Source organism: Olivibacter sp. 47, assembly GCF_030372825.1.
In the GTDB taxonomy this organism is placed as follows: domain Bacteria; phylum Bacteroidota; class Bacteroidia; order Sphingobacteriales; family Sphingobacteriaceae; genus Olivibacter; species Olivibacter oleidegradans.
In genome coordinates, this window is record NZ_JAUCNR010000001.1 from 5395946 (window position 1) to 5417211 (window position 21266).

The following is a 21266-nucleotide window of genomic DNA, read 5'->3' on the forward strand; positions in this document are numbered from 1 at the left end:
TTCACTAAAAAACAATTTTATGAAATCAAAAATCTATGCACTATTAACTGTTTTCATGCTAGCTTTCACATTTAGCACCCCAATTGCAGCTCTTGCTAACGACAAGAATGCTAAAACAATAGAAGTGTCTAAAGAAGAAGCGGCTAGAGAGATCAATGCTATGAAAAGGCGCGTGGCAGAGATTAAAGCGATGGATAAATCAACGATGACAAAGGCAGAGCGCAAAGCACTCCGTAAAGAGCTTCGGGAAATGAACAAAAGAGCGCGTGCCCTAGGCAGCGGTGGGGTTTATCTATCCGTAGGAGCCATCATCATCATTATTTTAGTATTGATATTGATTCTATAGGATGGAAGCTGTAGGCAATAGGCTGTAAGCTCGTATGCTGGTAGCCAGTGAGAAGGGAACCCGTTAGTAGGGAACATGACTTACGTCTCATACCTCCTATTAACTATTCCCTACTCACTACTCACCATTAACTACTCACAACTCGTTAGTGAACAAGGAAACCTGTTAGTTGAGAACATGGCGTCTCATACCTCCTATTAACTATTCCCCACTCCCTACTAACTACTCCCTATTAACTGCACACCATTAACTACTCAACCATCCTTTTGCTTATCCTAAAAATTTACTAAACTTGTAGTTATAACATATATTAATAAAACAAACGGCTAACAGCATCGTGCCAACACCGAAATGATACTAATTGTTGACGACAAACAAGAGAATCTGATTTCTTTACGGAAGTTCCTAGAAACCAACAACTTTAAAGTTGACACTGCTTCATCCGGAGAAGAGGCACTAAAAAAAGTTCTTAAAACTACGTACGCGCTGATCATATTAGATGTTCAAATGCCTGGTATGGACGGTTTTGAGGTAGCAGAATTGATTTCCGGCTATAGCAAGACCGTTGATACGCCCATACTCTTCTTATCGGCGGTAAACACGGAGAAGAAATTTATTACGCAGGGATATGAAACTGGCGGGATTGATTACCTGACAAAGCCATTTGATCCGGATATCTTGCTTCTAAAAGTAAAAACTTTCTATCGCCTGTTTGAACAAGCGCAAGCGATGCATGAAATGCAAGAAGCACTTAAACAAGAAATCGAACATCGAAAAATGCTCGAGAATAAGAAGGACGAATTTATTAGCATAGCCAGTCACGAACTTAAAACTCCCCTGACCAGCGTGAGGGGATACTTGCAATTATTGGAGCGTCTTCCGGAAGCCAAAAACAACGAAAAATTTAAAACCTATCTCGGGAAAACAAGTGCTCAACTGAACAAATTACGGGAACTGATTGACGACTTACTGGATATTTCCAAAATAGAGAGCGGAAAGATGAAATTTAATTTTCAGCCGGTTTCTATAGAAAAGTTAATCAGTAACACACTGGAAAATGTGAGTCAAATGTATCCGGAACACGCTTTTAAAAGGATTGGCCAAGTGGATAGCACTATACTTGCTGATGAAATGCGATTAGAACAAGTATTGATCAATTACCTCACCAATGCGATCAAATACTCACCTAATTCAAAAGAAATATATTTGGAAACGGCGCTCACGGAAGACAACAAAATCCAAATCGGTGTGCGCGATTTTGGAATAGGCATACCATCCGACAAACTAAATCATTTATTTGACAAATTTTATAGAGTAGAAGAATCTTCTTACAAATTTCAAGGCCTGGGCATGGGACTTTATATATGTAAAGAAATTATTGCCCGCCATCATGGCGAGCACGGTGTAGAAAGCCGCTTAAACGAAGGTTCATTTTTTTATTTCCGATTGCCATTAAACTAGAATTTGTGCTGAAAAATAAAAACCGATGACAAAAAATCGTTTTAACCTGATTCCACTAAACTATAAACTTACCTTGCTAGGTTTTGTACCCCTTATGTGCCTGTTATTTTTCTTTTTCATTGTCGAAAACGAAAAGACAGAGCGAATAGAAGGGACAAATAATTTCATAACCCGCATCAATCTGGCGCTGAGCGCGGACAACCTCATCGAACAGTTACAGCAAGAACGTCGATTGAGCTTAGATAAGATATTTAAAACAAAAGATGAAGGCGCACTTAATGTACAACAGCTAAAAACCGATGAAGCAATCCAACATTTTAATACCTACATCGACAGCGGATTAAATGCCGACTACGCAAATTATACATTTATAAATGAATTACCCCATTGGCGATCAAGCATCAATAGCGGAGAAATGGGTTATGAAGAGACGTTCAATAACTATCAGAAAATTACCGAAAGACTCAGTGTTTTCAGTAGGGTGTCTACCGATTATGCCAATCTTAATGAAAGCTTGGGAGGGCAAATCGAACTTCGGGAGATCATATCTCAGCTGATTAATTATGCCGCAATTCTGCGTTTAAATATTTATTTTACTTATGCTGACGACAAGCTGAATACATTGGATTTCTCAAAATTCAATATGAACTACGAGCTTTTCCGATCCTATATCGACCAGCTTAAAAGTCTTGACAAACGCTATAGTGAGCAAAATTTGGATAAACTGAAAGCCAGCCAAGCCTTCAATACCACTTTAGCTTTCTTTAAAACAGTACATGATACTAAAGCATTACCGGAGCGCTTTACAGCCAACGAATGGTGGAATATATCGGCTACGGCGATGGATGTATTAAAGGCACGTTTAAACACCACCATTGAGTCAATTGGCACGGGTGCATCCAGCGTTTATGAGTCAGAGATATACGACCGTAATTTTACGCGTATTATACTGGTTTTCTGTGTATTAGCTGCTATCGTGCTTATTTATTTGGTTATAAAAAATATCGCAAATCACCTATTCGAGCTACAGGAGGCGGCCAGCAAAATTGCCCTGGGCCATACGAATATCGCCTTGCCTACCTTTGCCAAAGATGACTTGGGTGTTGTGGCTCGATCTATCAGGAAAATCGACCTGAGCAACCAGGAGCTAGCGAAAGCAGCCGAAGAAATAGGGAAAGAAAATTACGATATTCCTATTGCAGCCAAGGGCCCTCATGACGTTTTGGGTAACGCCCTCGTCAACATGAGAAACTCGCTGGAACGACATTCGAAAAAAGACAAAACTGAGTTATGGCTACAGACAGGTGAAAGCGTCGTAAATGGCTTGCTTATAGGCCGATCCGAACTGAAGGAATTCGGTTTAGACGTCTTAAAGGCTTTAGTTGATTATTTGGATGCTGCCTTAGGCACTTACTACATAGGTGAATATGGAAAAAATTTCGAGCTGATCAGCAGCATTGGCGTAGCTGACCGATCGCAACTACCACAGCAGATCACCATTGGAGAAACTCTTCTTGGAAAAGTGATCGCAGAAAAGAGAAGCGTTTTATTGGAGCAATTACCCGATGAATATCTTCAAATCCGAACCAGCTTAGGTACAGCTAAGCCCCAATGGGTGTTAATTATTCCTTTGATTCATGAAAAAGAAGTAGAAGGTATAATAGAAATTGCATCAATAAACACCATACCGGAAGCGGCAGTTGCTTTTGCCAACCGTATTGCTACCAACGTAGGTGCAGCTATCCATGCTATTAAGAGTCGAATCCGCTTGAAAGAATTGTTGGAAGAAACGCAAGCACAAGCGGAAGAACTACAGGCGCAACAAACCGAACTCGAAAATCTAAATGTTGAGTTGGAAGCACAGGCAAATAAATTACAAGCTTCTGAAGAGGAATTAAGGGTACAGCAAGAAGAATTGTTGGAAAGCAACCAGGAACTCGAAATCAAATCGCAGGCGTTGGAAGAAAAAAATCAGATGATCCTGGAGCGGAACTTGGAAATACAAAAAAAGGCAGAAGACCTAGCGTTAAGCACGAAGTATAAATCGGAGTTTTTAGCTAATATGTCGCATGAACTTCGTACCCCACTTAATTCGATCTTATTGCTTTCCCGCTTACTCAGCGAAAACAACGAAGGCAATTTACTGGAAGATCAAATTGAATATGCTAAGGTCATTCAAACTTCCGGAAATGGCCTTTTAACGCTAATTGACGAGATTCTAGATCTATCTAAAATCGAGGCCGGAAAGATGACCCTTTCCTATGAAGACGTATCACTTGCCGAGATGATCAATGATCTGCAAAATTTATTCGGTCCTATGGCTGTTGATAAAGGCCTCGAACTCAAATTTGACTGCGATAAAACAACCTTTAGCAAAATTCAAACGGATAATCTCCGGTTACAACAAATATTAAGAAACCTGATTTCCAACGCGCTTAAATTTACGGCCAAAGGTTCGGTGACCTTAAGTGTATATCCGAATAAAGAAAAGGAAGGGTATTTAAACTTTGCAGTGCGCGATACGGGAATCGGTATACCAAAAGAAAAACATCAACTGGTTTTCGAGGCCTTTCAACAAGCAGATGGCTCTACGCGGCGCAAATTTGGCGGCACCGGCCTTGGCTTATCGATTAGTAAAGAACTGGCTAAACTACTGGGCGGCTCGCTGTATATTAATAGCGAAGTGACTAAAGGCAGCGAGTTTATTGTCAGCATTCCAGTCGCTAAACCGGTGGAAGAAAAAACGGTGGTGGAAGAAGTTCCTTTAGTTCAACGGGAAACTGAGAAAAATAATGATAAAAAGATAACTTACGAAAAGATTTCCACGCCACCGGTACCTTTCCTAAGTCCAATAATACCGAACGAGCTCACCGACGATCGTGACCAAATTAACGACGGTGATAACGTCTTATTGATTATTGAAGACGACACCAATTTTGCGCGTGCTTTAGTAGACTTCTCCCATAAAAACGATTACAAGGTTGTTACAACGGTAAGAGGTGATTTAGGGATCGAGCTTGCTGAAAAATATATGCCGAGAGCCATCCTTTTGGATATCGAATTACCGGTAAAAAATGGTTGGCAGGTAATGGAGGAGATCAAAAGTAACCCTGCTACGCGCCATATTCCCGTTCATATTATGTCTTCCCATGAAGTGAAACGAGAAAGTATCACAAAAGGGGCCATTGATTTCATCAGGAAACCGATGGCGCTGGAACAAATAGGCCAGATCTTTAATCGCGTGGAAAAAGCGTTATCGGCCGGCCCGCGAAAGGTCTTAATTATTGAAGATAACCTAAAACATGCACAGGCGCTTGCACATTATTTGGAAAGCTTTGACGTCAAAACGGATATCAGCAAGGATATTCATTCCGGCGTTAACCGTTTGAAAAGTCACGAGGCCGATTGTGTCATCTTAGACATGGGTATCCCCGATGCGCAAGCTTATAAAACACTTGAGACCATCAAGTCGGACGCGGGGATGGAAAATTTACCGGTCATTATTTTTACCGGCAAGCAACTTTCGCCATCAGAAGAAATTAAGATTAAACAATATGCAGATTCCATTGTGGTAAAAACCGCGCATTCTTATGAAAGGATACTGGATGAAGTAGCGCTATTTCTGCATCTTGTGGAGGAGTCTAATGACACGCCAAAGAAGGAAAAACTAAAACTGAACAGCACACTGACCGAAGTGCTAAATAACAAGACGGTGCTTATTGCAGATGATGATATCCGAAATATATTTTCTTTGACCAAGGCACTGGAGCGGTATAAAATAAATGTACTAGCCGCAGAAAATGGAAAAGAGGCGCTACAGACTTTGCATGCTCACGCTGATAAAGTGGATATCGTTTTGATGGATATGATGATGCCTGAAATGGATGGCTACGAGACTACCACGCGCATTAGGCAGGAATCCCGATTCAAAAATCTACCCATATTAGCCGTAACGGCGAAAGCCATGATGGGCGATCGGGAGAAATGTATTGCTGCTGGTGCGTCTGACTATATTTCAAAACCTATAGATATTGATCAATTAATATCCTTGTTGCGCGTATGGCTCTACCAATAAACCGAGGCAAAATACTCATCATTGATGACGAACCGTTAAACATTCTGGCCTTAAGTGCTGTTTTAAAATCAAGAGGTTATACGGCCATTACTGCGAGCAGCGCTGAAGAAGGCTTAACTTTTCTTAAAGAGGATAAGGATATAAAACTGGTTTTGATGGATATGATGATGCCCGATCTCGATGGATACGAGGCTACATCGCGGATCAGGAAAACTGAACCTATCAAAGATATTCCGGTGATAGCTGTCACCGCCCAAGCAATGAGCCACGACAGGGAAAAGTGCCTAGATGCAGGGGCGAACGACTATATTTCTAAGCCGATTGACATTGATGAGTTAACTATGGTGATTCGAAAACATTTACAATAATATGTGGCAATTTCCAGCGATCGAAGATACCGACTTAGAAACCCTAATTAATGATCTGCTAGAGATACATGGCTACGACTTTCGCAATTATAGCAGAGCTTCCTTAAAGCGTCAGGTTAACCGACTTTTTACACGAGACCGATTCCCTAGCTTCGCCGAAATGCGTTATCGCTTAAAAGTAGACAAGACTTATTTAAAGCGCTTTGTTGAGGGAATTACTGTTAACGTCACCGAGATGTTCCGCGATGCGGAATTTTATAAATTTCTACGCGCTCAAATCATACCTACGCTGGGGACTTATCCCTTTATACGCGTATGGGTAGCAGGCTGCTCTACCGGTGAAGAGGCCTATTCCATAGCCATTTTGTTAAAAGAAGCCAATCTATTGCATAAGTCTTTAATTTATGCAACCGATCTTAATCCGGCTGTATTGGAAGAAGCGAAGGAAGGGATATTTAATTTGAAAAGCATGAAGCTATACTCGGAAAATTATATACTCGCCGGAGGGTTTCAGGATTTCTCAACTTACTATACAGCCAATTACCATCATGCCATACTAAATCAGGAATTGTCGGAGAAAATTATTTTCAGTCAACATAACCTAGTCTCTGACGGCTCATTCAACGAGTTTCAGCTAATTTCCTGCCGTAACGTATTAATTTATTTCAACAGTTATCTTCAGAACCAGGTTTTCAGTTTATTCGATGATAGTCTAGCTCCGCTAGGTTACCTTGCCTTGGGCACTAAAGAAACCTTGCTATTTTCAAGCATTGCAAATCGATATAAACAAGTAGCCACCGAAGCAAAAATTTGGCGCAAACAAGTCTTTGAAGGATAAGAAGCTTGAGGCATAAGGTTTAACCTTAATCCCCATACCTCCCCATAGCTAACACTTAAAGCTTATAACTTATAGCTTATAGCTTACGCCTTACACCGCCCTATACCGTATACCTTACACCTTATACCCTCCACCTTAAACCTTATACCCTATACCTTACACCCCATCACATAAATCTAGCGATTTTTCACTATGTTTGTCACGTTTCTGGAAAGGCCAATAATGAAAGGTGTCTAAGGGTGGCGATGTTCGATTAAAGCTCAATATGACAGACTAAACAATCCTTTAGACGACCTTAACAAAAAAAAATGCATGCTAAAACTTGAGGAAATTAAGAAACCGATAGCTACCGAGCTCGATGATTTTGAAATAAAGTTTAAAGAATCTATGCGTAGCTCGGTACCCTTGCTTGATAGAATTACGCATTACATCGTGAAGAGAAAAGGCAAACAAATGCGGCCCATGTTTGTTTTTTTCGCGGCAGGCGCATGCGGCGGAATCAATGAGTCTACACATCGAGGGGCTGCGTTAGTCGAACTCGTTCATACAGCCACGCTGGTACATGATGATGTGGTCGATAATTCGTATCAGCGAAGAGGATTTTTTTCGGTTAATGCACTTTGGAAAAACAAAATAGCGGTTTTAGTAGGTGATTTTCTTTTAAGCAAAGGGCTTTCCTTATCCGTAAAAAACCAGGATTTTGAGTTTCTTCGAATTTTAAACGAGGCCGTAACCGAAATGAGTGAGGGCGAATTACTGCAAATGGAAAAAGCTCGCCGACTTGATATTGACGAAGGCGTTTATTTTGAAGTTATTCGGCAAAAAACCGCATCGTTAATTGCTTCCTGTTGTGCATGTGGAGCGGCATCTACCAATGCCCCAAGCGAACTTGTCACCAAAATGCATGACTTTGGGGAAAAGGTTGGTATTGCCTTCCAAATTAAAGACGATCTTTTTGACTTCGGTTTTGATGATGTGGGCAAACCGCTCGGAATCGATATCAAGGAGAAAAAACTTACGCTACCGTTAATTTATGCACTGAACAATACCAGCAAAGAAAAGAAGAGAACGATCATTAATCTTGTTAAAAATCACAACGAAGATCAAAAAAAAGTAATGGAAGTTATAGAATTTGTACGAAATAGTGGTGGCTTAGCCTATGCCCGGGAAAAAATGCTAAGCTACCAAGCAGAGGCATTCAACATACTAGAAGCATTTCCCGAAAGCGAATATAAAACGGGATTGGAACAATTGGTACGATTTACAACTGAGAGAAATAAATAACCATGGCGAACGAATTAGTGTTTTTCTTTGGCTTTCTGCTTTTTATTATCCTGATGCTGGCTATTGATCTGGGGCTCTTCAATAAAAAAGATCATGAAGTATCTTTTAAAGAAGCGGCGATTATGAGTAGTGTTTGGGTGGCGTTTGCTTTAGGCTTTTATATAATTCTCCGGTTCTGGGGCGATAAGCTACATGACATACAAGATTTTGACCATCTTCAGGAAGTCACGCGCCGACATCTCCACAATATTAAACTGTTACCGGAAAATTTTGCCGCGAGCCTTGAAATATATAAGAAGAACCTAGCCCTTGAGTATCTCACCGGTTATGTCGTTGAATACGCACTTTCCGTTGACAATATCTTTGTAATGGTATTAATTTTCACCTCATTCGGCGTTCCTCCCAAATTTTATCATCGCGTGCTGGTATGGGGAATTGTAGGGGCAATCTTATTGCGCTTTTTGTTTATATTTTTGGGCGCCTCCCTTATTAATCGCTTTGAGTGGATCCTGTATGTATTTGGCGTTTTCCTTGTATATACCGGAATTACCATGTACCTAAATAGAAATGAAGAAGAGGAAATCGACCCGAAAAACCATAAAGTTGTCCGTTTTGCATCCCGCTATTTTTCGGTCTACCCAGAATTTGTCGGACACAACTTTTTCCACAGAGAAAACGGGAAAAAATTTATTACACCGCTCTTTTTAGTCTTATTAGTTATTGAATTTACCGATTTAATATTCGCGGTCGACTCCATCCCTGCTATCTTTGCTGTTACCAAAGATCCCTATATTGTATTCTTTTCGAATATATTCGCCATTCTTGGATTACGGTCTATGTTCTTCCTATTGGTAAATATCATTCATAAGTTCCATTATCTAAAAGTAGGTCTTGCGTTCCTACTGATATTTATCGGTGGAAAAATGCTTGGACATCATTGGTTGGAGGCGTGGGGATTCACCACAGCACATTCGTTGTACATAATCATTGGGATTTTAGCAATCAGTGTGATCGCTTCACTCTTATTTCCTAGAAAGGAGCATAACGCTTAAAGTAGAAAGCTGTCAAGAGCTTTCTTGGCATTCAAAAAACGTTCTTCACCAAGGCCGGATATCAGTTGGTATTTGGCCTTTAGTTCTGTCAGCTCATTTTTCCATACTTGTAGGAAATACTGCCGCTGTTCAGGTTCAGGAAAATCCCGCAACGGATCGTCCTCCCAAGGTAAATCGATATCCATTAATAAATAAAAATCATAGGAATGATTTTTTAGTGCAGATTTCACCTCCTCCGGTGTATCGCCAAAAAGGTAATCGCACCATACCTTTACTGTCAAAAATGTTGTATCGCAAATCAATAAATGATTAAAGGCCAACGGTTCCAAGCTTCGCTCTAAAGCGATCTGACCATAAAAAATATTCAATTCATCTTGCAGCGTGTATTCCCGGTTCAGGTTTCGACAATACTCTCTCGAATATTCCGGTACGCAAATGGTACCGTATAGCTTGGCTAAATAGGTCGAAATCTGCGATTTCCCGGTAGATTCCGGACCTACTACCGCAATTTTTATGAGTTGTTTACTATCATCCATGTACGCTTCCAATCAAAATAGCCCTGCCAGGCTGTAAATGCTAAAATTCCGTATAATAACGCAGTTAAGGTATAATTTTTATAAACAAAAAGCGGAATAAAATATCCACTACAACCCACATTGACCAATTTTGCAGCACCTTTCTAGTCATAGAAAATTAGGGAACAAAACAAAGGAAAGCTGTGACAACAGCAAACCATTCTGATAAAGAGGTTTGTACAATTTGGGAAAGCAATTGCTGCGTAATATTAAAGACTAATCAACGATAAATGGTTCTTGTCTATTATCCCAATAATATAAGAGGTATATATGATTATTAGGTCTTATTTCATAAAATAAGGACGTTTGCTTCGATATTACACACTTCCTTACATTTTCAAGATGAGAAATTCTAAATAGGAAGGGATTCTCTTTTATTAATTCTACATGTCTTTCAACCTCCTTCATTAGTTTTCTAGCAGAAGTAAACCCAAATTTATTCTCGACATTTTGAAGGATACAATCTAAGGTGCTATCGGCAGTTTCTGTCCAATAAACAGTGTATTTCATAAATACCTTTTGTACTTATTCATTACTTCTTCATGAGATTTTAAATTTCCTTCCTGCACGTCCAACTGTCCTTTTTGAACACCTTCTTTTACATGGTCAGGGATTCGGCTAACTTTCTCCAGTAAGAAATCGATAAAATCTTCTGCCTCCTGCCGCATATCTTGCGGAAGCTGCTGTAGCTTATCAGTAATACTAAGATTCGTCATAATATAAAATTGAATATTCAAATTTAACGAAAAATGCTTTGCAATACAAGTTGCCACATATGCGCTCTTGGATTTGGTTTTTATGATCAAGCAAAAGAATAGATTCTAAAAAAATAGGATAAAGAAAAAGCCTTTATATTTTTTACATTTTTTTCAAATTATAAACCAAAAAAGTCCTATCTTTGCACTCCGACAAAGCAGTCGGAATAATCTTCACAATCATAGAGCTTCCCAAACTGTTTTATCAAACGTTCTTTTTGATAACTAATACTTTTGAACATATAAAATGCCAAAAAACACCTCCATTCGCTCGGTGCTGATTATCGGTTCGGGCCCAATTATTATCGGACAGGCCTGTGAGTTTGACTATTCGGGTTCTCAAGCAGCTCTTTCATTGAAAGAGGAAGGTATTGAAGTTTCCATTATTAATTCGAACCCCGCAACGATCATGACCGATAAGGTCATCGCAGACCACGTTTACCTATTACCCCTTACCGTTGACAGTATTGAAAAAATCCTTCAGGAACGTCAGATCGATGCCGTGCTACCCACCATGGGCGGGCAAACAGCGCTTAATCTATGTATCGAAGCTTCCAACCGCGGTATCTGGGAAAAGTACGGTGTACAAGTAATTGGTGTAGATGTTGCAGCCATTGAAAAAACAGAAAATCGAGAAGCCTTCCGTCAGCTAATGATTGAAATTGGTGTCGGCGTAGCAAAATCAAAAATTGCCAACTCCTTCCTCGAAGGTAAAGAAGCTGCCCAACAAATCGGCTTTCCTTTGGTGATTCGTCCCAGCTATACCTTGGGCGGAACCGGCGGAGGGTTTGTGCATAAAAAAGAAGATTTTGAAGCGGCTCTTAGCCGTGGGCTCCAAGCCTCCCCTACACATGAAGTGCTGGTAGAACAAGCGGTTTTAGGATGGAAGGAATACGAGCTGGAACTCCTGCGCGACAATAAAGATAATGTCATCATTATTTGTTCTATTGAGAATTTCGATCCAATGGGTATCCATACGGGCGACTCCATAACGGTGGCTCCTGCGATGACATTGAGTGATACTTGCTATCAGGAGATGCGCAATCAAGCAATTAAGATGATGCGTGCGATCGGTAATTTTGCCGGTGGATGTAATGTACAGTTCTCTGTTAACCCCGAAAATGAGGACATCATAGCCATTGAAATTAATCCACGCGTTTCGCGTTCGTCGGCTTTGGCTTCAAAAGCTACCGGTTATCCAATTGCGAAAATTGCAGCCAAATTAGCTATCGGATATAATTTGGATGAGCTGGAAAACCAGATCACGAAAACGACATCTGCCTATTTTGAACCTACTTTAGACTACGTAATCGTAAAATCACCGCGTTGGAACTTTGCGAAGTTCAAAGGAGCCAACCGGGAACTAGGATTGCAAATGAAATCGGTAGGTGAAGTAATGGCCATTGGTCGCACCTTTATTGAGGCCTTACAAAAGGCATGTCAAAGTTTGGAAACCAACCGTTTAGGGTTAGGTGCCGATGGTAGACAGTTACGAAACTTGGAAGAAATTATGCATAGCTTGGAGCATCCAAGCAGCGGCCGTCTCTTCCATATTAAGGATGCCTTTGAGATGGGCGTTCCTTTGGAGTCTATTAGAAAAGCTACGCATATCGACAAATGGTTCTTGGTTCAAATCCAGGAACTTGTTGAACTGGAAACGGAACTAAAACGTTATTCGTTATCTAATATACCGAAAGATTTCTTTTTAACATTGAAGCAAAAAGGATTCTCTGACGGGCAAATCGCTTGGTTATTGGGCAATGTAAGTGAAGATGATGTTTACAACCGCCGGAGAGAGCTAGGTATTAAGCGTGTCTATAAATGGTAGATACTTGTGCTGCTGAGTTTCAAGCTGCCACACCTTACTATTACTCTACCTTTGAAGAAGAAAATGAGTCTATCCCGAGCGATAAAAAGAAAATTATCGTACTGGGTTCAGGGCCAAATCGAATCGGACAAGGGATTGAATTCGATTACTCTTGTGTACATGGCTTATTGGCTTCCAAAGAGGCGGGATACGAGGCTATCATGGTGAACTGTAACCCGGAAACGGTATCAACAGACTTCAATATGGCCGATAAGCTTTATTTTGAACCTGTCTTCTGGGAGCATGTTCGGGAAATTATCGATTTAGAAAAGCCAGAGGGTGTCATCGTGCAGCTTGGTGGCCAAACAGCGCTGAAGATGGCCGAAAAGCTAAAGGAAACAGGAATCCGCATTATCGGAACTTCTTTTGAAGATATGGACTTAGCGGAAGACCGTGGACGTTTTTCTGACTTACTGAAGGAATTGGATATTCCGTATCCTAAATATGGAGTAGCTGAAAACGCAGAGGAGGCACTTAAAGTTGCCAACGAAGTAGGCTATCCTGTGTTAGTACGGCCAAGTTATGTGCTTGGCGGGCAGGGAATGAGTATTGTGATTAATGATGAGGAGCTGGAAAAAGCGGTTATCAAAATCATGAAAAATATGCCTGGAAACAGGGTACTGATCGACCATTTCCTTGATCGCGCAGAAGAAGCGGAATCCGATTCCATCTGTGACGGCGAAGAAGTGCATATCATCGGTATGATGGAGCATATCGAACCGGCAGGCATCCACTCCGGCGATTCAAGTGCTGTATTGCCTCCCTTTAGCTTGTCAACAGCTGTTCAGGAGAAAATGGATGAATATTCAAGAAAAATTGCAAAGGCGTTAAACGTAAAGGGCTTGCTGAATATTCAGTTTGCCATAAAAGACGGTAAGGTGTATGTAATTGAAGCCAATCCAAGGGCTTCACGTACTGTTCCTTTTATAGCCAAAGCTTATGACGTTCCTTATATCAATATCGCTACCAAAGTAATGCTTGGAAAAAATAAGCTAAGCGATTTCAAAATTGAGCGAAAACTGGAAGGTTATGCGATTAAGGAGCCTGTATTCTCCTTTGATAAATTTCCGGATGTTGATAAACAGCTGGGGCCCGAAATGCGCTCTACCGGTGAAGCGATTCGCTTTATCAAAGACCTGGACGACCCTTATTTCAGACATCTATACGCCGAGAAATCGATGTATTTAAGCAAATAAAAAAGAAACCCCGGCGATTGCCGGGGTTTTCTTTTTATTTAGCGATTAGCGCTGAGGTTTTAGCTGTTAGCTAACTCCTAAAAGCTATCAGCTGATAGCTAAAATCATTGCCACCCACCCCCTAAAGCTTTGTATAAATTAACAATAGACTGGAGGTATTCCAAATAGGTACTATTCAAAGTGATTTCTGCATCCAGTACATTTCGTTGTGAGGTAATAACATCCAAATAGTTTGCTCTCCCTGCTTTAAACAATTCAGAAGAAGCGTCAACGGCCAAACGGAGAGCATCTACTTCATGTTGGTTAAAGGATCGCCTTGCTATCAGATGTCTCTGCGCATTGAGCTCTGTTTCAACTTCTTGCCAAGCCTTTAGCACTGTTTTCTCATACTCCTGATACTCGATACCTTTATTTGCTAATTCCTGTTCATAATTAGAGCGAATCATGCGTTGATTAAATATAGGTGCCGTTAACCCTCCAAGCAACCCATACGCAATTGAACTTGGCGAGGTAACAAATAGCTTAGACAAATCAAATGCCTGAAATCCGAAATAAGGAGAAAAGTTGAGCGACGGTAAAAACGCTGCACGGGCGGCTTTAACATCTCCCTTCGCAGCTAGTAAATTCAATTCTGCCGCCCGTATGTCCGGACGCAAGGCTAACATTTTTGCCGGAAGTCCCACCCGAACAGCACTTGCTAAAGGATAAGCATCTAACTCCTCCCGCTTGCGCTCAATTGGTGAAGAAAAGCGCCCGCATAAGAAATTCAAATAATTTTCCTTCGAATTTATCTGTTGCAAAACGGTCTCTTTTCTACTCTTTGAGTTCATCAAAATGGCTCTCATCTGCTGCACACCTAATTCTGTTGCCCGGCCACCTTCTTTTTGCACCTGCACCAACTCGTACGATTCTTGTTGTAAGGCAATATTCTTCTCGAGGATATCTAATTCATTATCCAAGGCCAACAGTTCGAAGTAAGCAGCGGCGATTTCTGCTATTAGCTGCGTTTGTACTAATTTTCTCCCTTCATAAGATGCTAGGAAACGAGCAAAAGCAGCTTTCTTTCGGTTCTTCAGCTTGCCCCATATATCGATTTCCCAAGAGGCACGTAAACCTAGAAAATAGTCCGGCACGGGGTCTGGCACTCGTTCGTCATCTTTCAAATTATTAGAGAAATTGGTGTCGTAGTTACCGATTCCGTCCATGGTATAAAATCCATATTTGCGAAGTCCCGCCTCCGCAACCGCATCGATGGAAGGGAACAAGGCATTTTTACGCAAACGCATATTGGCACGTGCCATTTCAACGCGATAGAGAGCTTGCTGCATGTCCGGATTATTGGCTAAAGCCGTATCGATGAGCCTTAGCAAATACTCATCTTGAAAAAAAGTTCTCCAAGAGATGGTTGCCATGGAGGTGCTATCATTAGCGAGCGTATCGGTCTGATTTTTTCCGAGGTAGTGTGCCGGAACTTTTCGATGGGTTAACTCCGTTTCCTTCTGCACTCCACAGGATGAAAGCAATAAAATACCCAGTACAGCTACTGCAATACCACTTACTTTCTTAGCCTTTTTCTGTTTTTTCATGGAAGCAAATAGCACATATAGCCCGGGAATGACAATAACACCGGCCAATGTACCTATAATCATCCCTCCGATTGCCGTTGTACCGATTGATCTATTTCCCAAAGCCCCTGCCCCGGAAGCCATCGCCAACGGAATTAATCCTGCTACGAAGGCAAATGAGGTCATTAAAATAGGACGTAAGCGCGCAACAGATCCCTCGATAGCCGCATTTAAGATTGATGCGCCCTGCTTATGCTTCAAGATCGCATACTCAATAATAAGTATCGCATTCTTACCTAACAAACCGATCAACATAATTAAGGCAACTTGTGCATAGATATTGTTCTCCAATCCAAGCAACTTCAAGAATAGGAAAGCACCGAAGACCCCTGCCGGCAAACTTAAAATAACCGGTAAGGGCAGTAAGAAACTTTCATATTGAGCACATAACAGTAGATAAACAAATAATAAACACAAAGCGAACACGTAGATTGCTTGATTTCCGGACAGGATCTGCTCGCGTGTCATACCCGACCATTCGATCTCAAATCCACGCGGTAAGCTTTCGGCAGCAACGCGTTCAACCGCTGCAATTACGTCACCGCTACTATATCCGGGCGCTGCATCCCCATTGATCATGGCCGAGGTAAACATGTTATAACGGGTTAGCTGCTCCGGTCCGTATATCCGTTCCATTTTTATGAAACTAGAAAAGGGCACCATTTCTCCCGCTTCATTTTTAAGGAACAACCGCAAAACATCTTCAGGCTTTTCCCGATAACCCGGGCCTGCCTGTACCATTACTTTATACATTTGCCCAAACTTGATAAAGTTGGAGGTATAGAAGCTGCCCATCAGTGTTTGTAAGGTTGACATCGCGTTCTCCACACTTATCCCCTTTTTAGCCGCTACATCATAATCGACGTTAATCATATATTGAGGGAAATTGGGATCAAAACTGGTAAACGCACTACCCACCTCGGGAGCCTTCTTCAGGTTGTCCATAAAAGTGTTCAACACATCAGACAACTTGCCCAGATCATCACTGCCGCTTCGATCTAGCACCCGTAGCTCAAAACCGCTTGAGTTACCGAAGCCGGGGACGGTTGGCGGTGGGAAAAATTCGATCTCCGCATCGGTTATCTTAGCAGTTTCTTTCTTCATGCGCTCTACCATATCACTAACCGATTCCTTCCGCTCTTCCCAACGTTTGAGGTTAATCATCCCCATCCCATAAGAAGCACCGGTAACTTCATTTACCAAACTGTAACCGGCAAGCGTCGAAACACTTTCGACGGATTCCATTTGCCGAGCAATAGCATCTACTTCATCCAATACGGCCTCCGTTCGCTGAACGGTTGCACCTGGCGGCGTCGTAACGTTCACGTAAATCATTCCCTGATCTTCCGTAGGTATAAATCCGGAAGGTAGAACAGAGGAAATACCCCAGGTAGCTATGAATGAAACTACTAATATAACCAGCGTTATGACGCGCCTACCGGCGATACGACTGATAAGACCGGCATACCTTCCGGATATGCTGTTATAGACGCTATTAAATTTCCTAAAGAAGGTTGCCAAGGCCCCTCTAGGTTCAGGCCGATCGTGTGGCGATCTTAAAATGATAGCGCAAAGAGCCGGTGTTAGCGTAAGTGCATTAATCCCTGAAATAAGAATAGATCCGGCCAGCGTTAAAGAAAACTGTCGATAAAAAACACCTACCGGGCCGGAGAGGAATGCCACCGGTACAAATACGGCAGACATCACCAACGTAATCGCAATAATTGCCCCGCTGATTTCCCTCATGGCCGCCAACGTCGCCTCCATGGGTTGCATGTGCTCTTCTTCCATTTTTACATATACAGCCTCCACCACCACAATGGCATTATCCACCACGATACCAATCGCCAACACGAGTGCAAAGAGGGTTAATAAGTTGATCGAGAATCCGAGCATTTGCATACAGAATAAGGCCCCGATCAAACAGACCGGAACAGCCAGTGCCGGCACCAAAGTGGATCGAAAATCCTGTAGAAAAATAAACACGACCAAAAACACCAAAATAAAGGCTTCCACAAGCGTATGCAGTACTTCATTGATAGAAGCGTCTAAGAATCGCGACACATCGTAACCCATCGCGTACTTCATGCCCGGAGGAAAGGTAGTGCCCTTAAGTTCCTCCATTTTAGCCTTAATGGCATCAATAACTTCGCTGGCGTTGGAACCCGGCAATTGTTTAATCATGATAGAGGCTGACGGACGGCCATCAGCTTTGGACGCCATCTCATATTCCAAAGACCCAAATTCAACATCTGCCACATCTCTCAAACGCAAAATCGAACCGTCCGGATTTGCGCGTAGTGGAATATTCTCGTACTGTTCGGGGCGATCAAATTTACCGGGGTAGCGGAGTACATACTGCTGCATGTTAACACTCTTATCCGACCCGATTCCGGTTTGCCCGGGCGCTGCTTCCACGTTCTGTGCCCGAATGGCTTTAATAACATCTTCACTTGAGACGCGATAAGCAGTGAGTCGATCCGGCTTCAACCAAACCCGCATCGCATAATCTTTAAAGCCCATAATTTCGGCCCGCCCCACTCCCTGGATACGCTTCAATTCTTTTAAGATATTGATATCCGTAAAGTTGTATATAAATCGCTCATCCGCCGTTTCGTCATCGCTGTAGATGTTGAGATACATCAACATACTGTTTACTTCCTTTTCGGTGGTAACCCCGGCTTTGATAACTTCTTCCGGCAATTCGTCTAAAACGGTGGTTACCCGATTTTGCACGTTTACGGCAGCAATATCCGGATCTGTTCCCACCTCAAAATACACTTGTATAAGAGTATTACCATTATTGGTAGAAACCGAAGACATATAGGTCATTCCAGGAACACCATTTATGGCTTTTTCTAAAGGAATAGCAACGGCATTCGTACTTACTTCCGCGTTAGCTCCGGTATAATTGGCATTTACCACGACGGATGGTGGCACAATGTCAGGGAACTGCGTAACGGGTAGCGTAAAGAGCGATAGGAGCCCGAGTAATGTAATAAATAGTGATATGACCAGTGATAGCACCGGTCGTTTTATGAAAATTTCAAACATGATACGTATCTTAAAGCAACAAAATAATTTATTGTAATCCTTGACTCGGACTGTGTAATAGGCTATCGAGTGAAACTTCACGAGGTTCGATAGCCACACCATCCGTAAGGCTTTGCGTACCTTCGAACACAATTTTTTGTCCGGCTTTAAGTCCTGAGCGAATTAAATAAAAATGGCCAAAGCGGGTTCCTAGCTCAATATTTGTCATTTTGACTGTATTCGCTGTATCCAGCACATAGACATAGGCGCGATCTTGGATCTCAAAGACCGATTTTTGAGGAACAATGATAGATTCGGTGATTTTTGTCGGCAACTGTATTTTTCCGGTGGCACCATGTTTTAATATCCTATCCGGGTTGGGGAATCTAGCTCTAAGTGAAATGGTGCCCGTTTGCTCTTCAAACTCGGATTCGGCAAGCTCTATTTTTCCCATATGAGGATAGTGCTGTCCATCGGCTAATGTAAGTCTGACTTCCTTAGATAATATACTGTTTTCCGGTGACTTCCTAGCTATATTCTGTAGATACTCCGTTTCCGATATCGTAAAATAAGCATATACCTCATCCAAATCAGAAACGCTGGTCAATAAGGCTCCTTCACTCAATAAACTTCCCACTTTGAGTGGAATGCGATCGATCCTTCCCGTGAACGGAGCTCGGATACTGGTATAGCCCAATTGTGTCTGCGCCCGTTGTAAATCAGATCGAGCTTCCTGAACTCTCGCTTCAGCTGCCTTTAATTGCGCTTGAGCGACATCAAGGTCTGTCTTCGTGATAATATTTTTCTTCACCAACGTCTTAACACGTTCCAGTTCGAGTGCCACTGTCTTCGCATCTGCGGTTGCATTGTTTAAAAGAGCTTGTGCTTTGGACACATCCGCACGTTGCTCATCGTCGTTAATCTTAAATAAAATCTGCCCCGCTTGCACCAAGGCCCCTTCATCGACAAATATCTTATCTAAAAAGCCTTGTATTTTGGAACGTACCTCTACGTTTCGCACCGCTTGTATATCAGCAACGTAATCGGTATATAACATCGTATCCACGGCCTTTAGTTGCGTATAGGGTACCGAACGCTTTTCTTCTGATTGATCACTATTTCCTTTACTTGATGTGCATGCTATAGCAGCGGATAAAGCAACACCGTATAAACCTATATAAAATCTGTTCATTAATATATTCTAAGGATGTATTTTGTTTTAGTTGACTGTTGTTCGTGCCTAAAAAGGCAATGGCAGGATACCTATATTTTGGCTCCTGATTTAATTTTCTATAGATATGGGTACAACAGGGCTAAAAGGGTTTCAGCCTAAATAAGAATATATAATAGCCTAATAAAGGGGTAACTTTTGATACAAAGTAATTTTCACTACTGACCAGCGAAGTTATAATCGGCTTGATCGCTAAAATAAAGCTATCCAAGATCTTAATCGATATGGATATTATAATGGTTAAAAAATTGTAGTTTTTGTAAAAAATGGTCGGACTTACATCCTTTCCTGACATAGGTATATCGAGGACATCGTCAAAGAAACATTCCAATAGGGTGTCGCCATCAAAATCCTGTAGCTTCTTGTCATGAAAAGCTTGCTTCTGATAAAAAAAATTATCGTTCACATAGGTAGGAAAATACGTAATCGTATTTACGAAACCCAACAAAACAATAATATTTATTATCTTAAAAAGAGTCATCCCAAGCAAAAATAGCATTTTTAACTCATGTGTAAAATTTACACTCAAAATATTGTGTAAAAATCTTGTAGGCTAGCCAAATATTGCCTGAAAAATCTCTTCTACTTTAGCCATCCAGTTAATTTTAATATCATATTTTGAAGTATCTAAGCCTTTGTTGTTGTATTTTGATATATAAATCTCTTCAAAGCCAAGCTTTTCTGCTTCAGCGATTCGCTGTTCGATTCGATTTACTGCTCGAATTTCACCCGAAAGCCCTACTTCGCCGGCAAAGGCAATATGCGTAGGGACGGCGATATCCTGCTGCGAAGAAAGAATGGCCACAATTACTGCAAGATCAACGGCCGGATCTTCCACACGCAATCCGCCAGCTATATTTAAGAACACGTCCTGCGTGCTCAACCGGAAGCCAAATCGCTTTTCCAGAACCGCCAGCAACATGTTCATTCTTCTCGTATCAAATCCGGTTGACGAGCGTTGAGGTGTACCATAGGCAGAATTTCCCACCAGTGCCTGTACTTCGATTAGCATAGGCCGTATCCCTTCGAGCATAGCGGCTATGGTGACGCCACTTATAGGAAATTCACGCTGTGAAAGCAAAATCTCAGATGGGTTGGAAACCTCCCTTAATCCATTATGAACCATTTCGTATATCCCCAACTCCGAAGACGAACCGAATCGGTTCTTTACGGCCCGCAGAATCCGATACATATGATGCCGATCTCCTTCAAATTGTAAAACAGTATCTACCATATGTTCGAGCACTTTTGGTCCCGCAATTGCACCGTCTTTAGTAATATGGCCCACAATAAATACGGGCGTGGAAGATTCCTTGGCAAAGCGCAATAATTCAGCTGTGCATTCCCTTACCTGAGAAACACTGCCAGGCGTCGATTCGATCTGCGAAGAATGTAAGGTTTGGATGGAATCGATAATAACTAAATGTGGTTCTACAGACGCAATCTGCTTAAATATATTTTGAGTAGAGGTTTCCGTCAGAATATAGCAATCCGCCTTTGAGGATTGAAGCAATCTCTCAGCCCGCATTTTAATTTGTTGTTCGCTTTCCTCTCCCGAAA

General features: G+C 41.7%; 14 protein-coding genes and 1 pseudogene. 8 read left to right on the plus strand and 7 right to left on the minus strand.

The annotated features are described in order from the left end of the window. Nucleotides 1–19: 19 nt before the first annotated feature. The 7 genes from QT327_RS23440 to QT327_RS23470 all read left to right on the plus strand — a co-directional run bounded on the left by QT327_RS23440 (nt 20) and on the right by QT327_RS23470 (nt 9424). Nucleotides 20–346: a hypothetical protein gene (locus QT327_RS23440; RefSeq protein WP_013664409.1), complete on the plus strand. Its 327-nt coding sequence runs from the start codon at nt 20–22 to the stop codon at nt 344–346. Between the two features lie 351 nt (nt 347–697). Continuing rightward, nucleotides 698–1807: an ATP-binding response regulator gene (locus QT327_RS23445; protein ID WP_130854762.1), complete on the plus strand. Its 1110-nt coding sequence runs from the start codon at nt 698–700 to the stop codon at nt 1805–1807. 25 nt (nt 1808–1832) lie between these two features. Continuing rightward, entirely contained in the window at nt 1833–5882 is a 4050-nt protein-coding gene (locus QT327_RS23450) for a response regulator (protein WP_289554147.1), read from the plus strand. Continuing rightward, complete coding sequence (locus QT327_RS23455) at nt 5867–6250, plus strand: response regulator (protein ID WP_013664412.1); 384 nt, start codon at nt 5867–5869, stop codon at nt 6248–6250. Before QT327_RS23450 ends, QT327_RS23455 begins: the two co-directional genes overlap by 16 nt. 1 nt (nt 6251) lies before the next feature. After that, complete coding sequence (locus QT327_RS23460; protein WP_289554148.1) at nt 6252–7088, plus strand: CheR family methyltransferase; 837 nt, start codon at nt 6252–6254, stop codon at nt 7086–7088. 312 nt (nt 7089–7400) lie between these two features. Continuing rightward, complete coding sequence (locus tag QT327_RS23465; RefSeq protein WP_013664414.1) at nt 7401–8372, plus strand: polyprenyl synthetase family protein; 972 nt, start codon at nt 7401–7403, stop codon at nt 8370–8372. Between the two features lie 2 nt (nt 8373–8374). Continuing rightward, the gene (locus QT327_RS23470) at nt 8375–9424 is read left to right on the plus strand and encodes a TerC family protein (protein ID WP_013664415.1); all 1050 of its coding nucleotides are present in this window, start codon (nt 8375–8377) and stop codon (nt 9422–9424) included. Here the strand turns inward: QT327_RS23470 and QT327_RS23475 are convergent. From QT327_RS23475 to QT327_RS23480, 3 genes are all read right to left on the minus strand, one after another. Next, nucleotides 9421–9960, minus strand: a complete 540-nt coding sequence (locus QT327_RS23475) for an AAA family ATPase (RefSeq protein ID WP_130854759.1) — start codon at nt 9958–9960, stop codon at nt 9421–9423. The genes QT327_RS23470 and QT327_RS23475 overlap by 4 nt on opposite strands. 255 nt (nt 9961–10215) lie before the next feature. Continuing rightward, on the minus strand, nt 10216–10509 hold the full coding sequence (locus tag QT327_RS28375) for a type II toxin-antitoxin system RelE/ParE family toxin (RefSeq protein ID WP_354004796.1): 294 nt from the start codon (nt 10507–10509) through the stop codon (nt 10216–10218). Further along, the gene (locus tag QT327_RS23480; protein WP_130854758.1) at nt 10506–10715 is read right to left on the minus strand and encodes a DUF2281 domain-containing protein; all 210 of its coding nucleotides are present in this window, start codon (nt 10713–10715) and stop codon (nt 10506–10508) included. The genes QT327_RS28375 and QT327_RS23480 overlap by 4 nt, the downstream gene beginning before the upstream one ends. 286 nt (nt 10716–11001) lie before the next feature. Between QT327_RS23480 and carB the strand changes: the two are divergent. Then, nucleotides 11002–13817: pseudogene (carB, locus tag QT327_RS23485) on the plus strand (carbamoyl-phosphate synthase large subunit). A 104-nt stretch (nt 13818–13921) separates the two neighbouring features. Here carB and QT327_RS23490 read toward each other — a convergent pair. From QT327_RS23490 to radA, 4 genes are all read right to left on the minus strand, one after another. Beyond that, nucleotides 13922–18496 (minus strand): efflux RND transporter permease subunit, encoded by a 4575-nt coding sequence (locus QT327_RS23490; protein WP_130854756.1) that lies wholly within the window; start codon nt 18494–18496, stop codon nt 13922–13924. Between the two features lie 28 nt (nt 18497–18524). Next, nucleotides 18525–19667 (minus strand): efflux RND transporter periplasmic adaptor subunit, encoded by a 1143-nt coding sequence (locus QT327_RS23495; protein WP_013664421.1) that lies wholly within the window; start codon nt 19665–19667, stop codon nt 18525–18527. Nucleotides 19668–19788: 121 nt separating this feature from the next. Next, the gene (locus QT327_RS23500; protein WP_013664422.1) at nt 19789–20205 is read right to left on the minus strand and encodes a hypothetical protein; all 417 of its coding nucleotides are present in this window, start codon (nt 20203–20205) and stop codon (nt 19789–19791) included. Nucleotides 20206–20259: 54 nt separating this feature from the next. Continuing rightward, nucleotides 20260–21266 (minus strand): DNA repair protein RadA (radA, locus tag QT327_RS23505; RefSeq protein ID WP_289554149.1); only part of this gene is annotated, 1007 nt, incomplete at its 5' end.